At 31.2% G+C, this 3,776-nt stretch carries 4 protein-coding genes; all 4 read left to right on the forward strand.

The annotated features are described in order from the left end of the window. The first annotated feature begins 575 nt into the window (after nucleotides 1–575). Complete coding sequence (locus ACI5KZ_RS13700; protein ID WP_406847938.1) at nucleotides 576–1,565, forward strand: SMODS domain-containing nucleotidyltransferase; 990 nt, start codon at nucleotides 576–578, stop codon at nucleotides 1,563–1,565. An 11-nt stretch (nucleotides 1,566–1,576) separates the two neighbouring features. Beyond that, complete coding sequence (locus ACI5KZ_RS13705; RefSeq protein ID WP_406847939.1) at nucleotides 1,577–2,344, forward strand: hypothetical protein; 768 nt, start codon at nucleotides 1,577–1,579, stop codon at nucleotides 2,342–2,344. 154 nt (nucleotides 2,345–2,498) lie between these two features. Further along, on the forward strand, nucleotides 2,499–3,257 hold the full coding sequence (locus tag ACI5KZ_RS13710; RefSeq protein WP_406847940.1) for a toxin-antitoxin system YwqK family antitoxin: 759 nt from the start codon (nucleotides 2,499–2,501) through the stop codon (nucleotides 3,255–3,257). A gap of 186 nt (nucleotides 3,258–3,443) precedes the next feature. After that, nucleotides 3,444–3,776 (forward strand): transposase (locus ACI5KZ_RS13715; protein WP_406847941.1); only part of this gene is annotated, 333 nt, incomplete at its 3' end.

Consider the following 3,776-nt stretch of genomic DNA (forward strand, 5'->3'; position numbering starts at 1 on the left):
CAGCAACAGCAACAAGGCGGATAAAACTACTGGCAACATTGTATATAAAAAATAGCGCAAGTCATTGCTAACACAAAGGTTTGGGCATTTTTGGAAAGTCGCCAAATTTTTAAATTTGACGATTTCCAAATAAAAAGATAAATAGTAAAATTTAAAAATTCGGCTTGCGTTTAATCCGAAAAGTAACAGCTTATTTTCAGCGCTACTTTTCATATACGGAGCCGTTGTGTACAATGCCTCCAGCCGCATAAATCCTATTCAAAGCTCACTCCGGATTTTAAAAACAACAACGGAATTGAACTCGCAGATCTCTAAAAATCGGATTGACAAACTGTGCGTAAACAGGAACTTGAAAACCCGAAACTTAACATAACGTCGGACCGACAACCAGTACGGAGAAAAAAAGCAATTATGCACTGTACACAACAATGTATAAAAATAATCGCTATTTTAGTGCCTAACCAAGGGTCGTTGCGCTTTTGCTACTTCTGAATTTCCTGCGGAAATTCCTCGCGTGCAAAACCGCAACTATTCTTATACCAGCCGTTGGCATTCATTATAACAAACCGTAGAATATGGCAAAAACCGTAGGAACTGCATTTGCAGAATTTAATAAAGACTATGTGAATTTAGTTTCGGATAGAACTACTAAGGCTCGTAGTAGTCGTGATTGGTTAATTAATCAACTGGTAAATTTGCCAAATAAAATTGATGACTTCCCTAAACTGTTTGATAATATGAGTTTAAAGTTCGGCTCTTTTGCTCGAAACACAAAAATTTTACCATTAGATGATGTCGACTTATTATTAACTTTTTCAGCAGATGGAACAACTTATTCAACTCATATATATGGTCAGAATTATTCTTTAAACGTGCCCGAATCAGCAAAGAATTTACGAAAATTATGTAATGATGATTATACATTAAATTCAATTAAAGTAGTAAACAAAATAGTAAACTCTTTAAATCAAATAGAACACTATAAAAAAGCTGAAATACATAGAAGACAAGAAGCAGCTACGCTTCAATTGGATTCCTACGAATGGAATTTCGATATTGTTCCTGCTCTACATACAGATACTAATTATTATTTAATTCCTGATGGTTCTGGAGGTTGGAAAGCTACTGACCCAAGAATTGACCAAAAAAGAGTTAATGAAATCAATCAAAAACATAACAGTAAAATTCTTCAAATTATAAGAACTTTGAAATATTGGAATAAAAGACCAAATATGCCTACAATTTCTTCTTATTTTTTTGAAAACCTAATATTGGATTTCTTTAATAGTAAATCTGAAATATCAACTTATATAGATGTAAATCTTATAAATTTTTGGCATCATTTGCAAACAGCTATTTATCAGTCCTATCAAGACCCAAAAGGATTTCAAGGCGAATTAAATAATTTAACATTTGACGAAAAAACTAAAATTGCAACCAAAGCTTCAGATGCCTACAAAACAGGTTACGAAGCATACAATGCTGAAACTAAAGAAAGTAACCAAGAGAAAGCTATAAATAAGTGGAGAGAGATATTTGGGGATTCTTTCCCAAAGTATGAATAACATTAATAATTATGAAAATTCCATTCAAGAATTCATTTGACAATGCAAGAACATATGATAAATATGCAAACTATACATTGTATACTTCAACAATCATTTTAATCGTAGCTTTTATAATACAATCAATAAATAAAGATTGGAGCTACATAAGTGATTTTCTAAACTCTTTTAATTCTTTTTTTATTCTTGGTTATGCAATTCTTGAATTTACAATTCAGCATATTTTTTATGAAGCAAGTATACAAAAGAGGTATGATTTTATCGACAATTCATTTGAAACGTCTTTTTCAGAAGAAAATTCAACCGAATATTTCACAAATGATGATATAGAAAAAGGTGTTTATAAAATGGCAGTAAATGGATTTGAAAATTCTTTATTCACTTACAACATTTCAAAAAGGATGGTGAAATCAATCTGGATAAAAAACATAATTATAGGGTTTTTATTTCTTGGTATTTCTATTGCTGGCTTTAATAATGTATTTGTTATGCTTTTTCAACTATCACTTCCTCTTTTACTTCTTTATCAAGCATTAAAACTAACCATCTTCGTAAACAGAATAAACAAGGTTTATGAAAATTACAGAAGACTATTCCAAGATTTAAAGAACAAGAAAAAAAGAAAATCTAAAAAGCCAGAAATCCTTATTAACGTTATCGAATATGAATCGACTCTTTCTTGGGGTGGAATTATACTTGATAACGATATTTATGAAAAGTTAAATCCAAAACTTTCAGAAAAATGGAACAAAATGAAAATTAAGTACGAAATAAAATAACGAAATGCCAACAATGGCTATAAGTAATTGCTTGTTCTCGTCTTCTTCTGAAAATCCTCGCGGATTTTCAGTTTGGTGCGTACTTGCAAAGTTAAGTGCTAACCCACGCAACTACTCATAGCCGAGACCGTTGTGCTTAATATTGATAAAAATTATGAAAAATAAAATACTATTACTTCTGCTTTTAACATCGACCTTTATTTTCGCCCAAAAAACAATAAAAGTAAAAGAAAATGCTGGTTATGGAAAAGCTAAATTTTATGTTTTAAAATCGGATGGAGTAACAAAACACGGAGAATACAAAACAACTTCATATACGCCACCTTTTAGAAATGTAATAACAGGTAATTATATTAATGGAAAACGAGAAGGGCTTTGGACTGAAAGATATGACCAATCAGGAAGTCAAATTAGAATGCAAGGGAATTATCAAAATGATAAAAAAATTGGAAAATGGAAATACTTTGACTCAGAAGGAAACTTAATACAAGAATTTGACTTTGATAAAAATGAATTTGTGTCAAACTCTGAATGTAATACTGACAAAACTTTCGAAGTTGAACTAAACGGAGTTTTAGAAACTAAAAGATTGAATTGCCCTCCAACTCGGATAGGTGGACTCCAAATCTTTACAAAAGATTTATATAGACGGATTATGAAAAAATCACCTTTTGAGATAAATTCGACTGGTAGAACAACAATAAATATTGATGAAACATTGACCTTCTTTGTAACAAATGAAGGTAGTGTTGAAAACATAGAATATTCGGGAAAAGAGGAAAATGAAGAACTTTGGAAAGTAATAAAAGACTTTTTAACCGAAAATAATGACAACTGGATAAGCGGAAAATTGGATAATGAAAGAGTTAAAGCAAAGATTTCGATTCCAATAAGAATTAGAATGATGTACTAAAAATACTAAGCACAACAATGACTATAAGTAATTGCTAGTTCTCGCCTACTTACGAAAATCCTCGCTGATTTTCTATTCGGTTTTTATTTGTTAACTTAGTTGCTAAACCACGCAACAAACCATATACAAACACGTTGGCAATAATTATGACCCGTCCTGAATAAAGGCTACATAATTTTAAACATTATGTATAGAAATGACAAAGTAATTAGACGTTACAGTGAACCTTTTAAACTGAAAATTTTAGCCGAACTTACAACCGGAAAACACACAAAGAGTGAACTATGTAAACTCTACTCTATCGCACCTACAACCGTAAATGAGTGGATTAAAAAGTACAATCGTAAAGACTTAATGAACACCAGAGTAAAAGTGGAAACAAAAGACGAAATATCTCGAATTAAAGCCTTGCAAAAGGAAATAGAACAGCTTAAAAAACTACTACTTAAAAAGGATCTGGATGCCATGGTATTGGATTCTTATCTGGAAGTGGCAGCTGAAGATCTAGGCTACAAATCT

Source organism: Xanthomarina sp. GH4-25 (genome assembly GCF_045363175.1).
Taxonomy (GTDB): domain Bacteria; phylum Bacteroidota; class Bacteroidia; order Flavobacteriales; family Flavobacteriaceae; genus Xanthomarina.

Bases quoted from the DNA above. Each gene is read 5' to 3' on its own strand.
- ACI5KZ_RS13700 (WP_406847938.1), top strand. From the start codon at position 576: ATGGCAAAAACCGTAGGAACTGCATTTGCAGAATTTAATAAAGACTAT.
- ACI5KZ_RS13705 (WP_406847939.1), top strand. From the start codon at position 1,577: ATGAAAATTCCATTCAAGAATTCATTTGACAATGCAAGAACATATGAT.
- ACI5KZ_RS13710 (WP_406847940.1), top strand. From the start codon at position 2,499: ATGAAAAATAAAATACTATTACTTCTGCTTTTAACATCGACCTTTATT.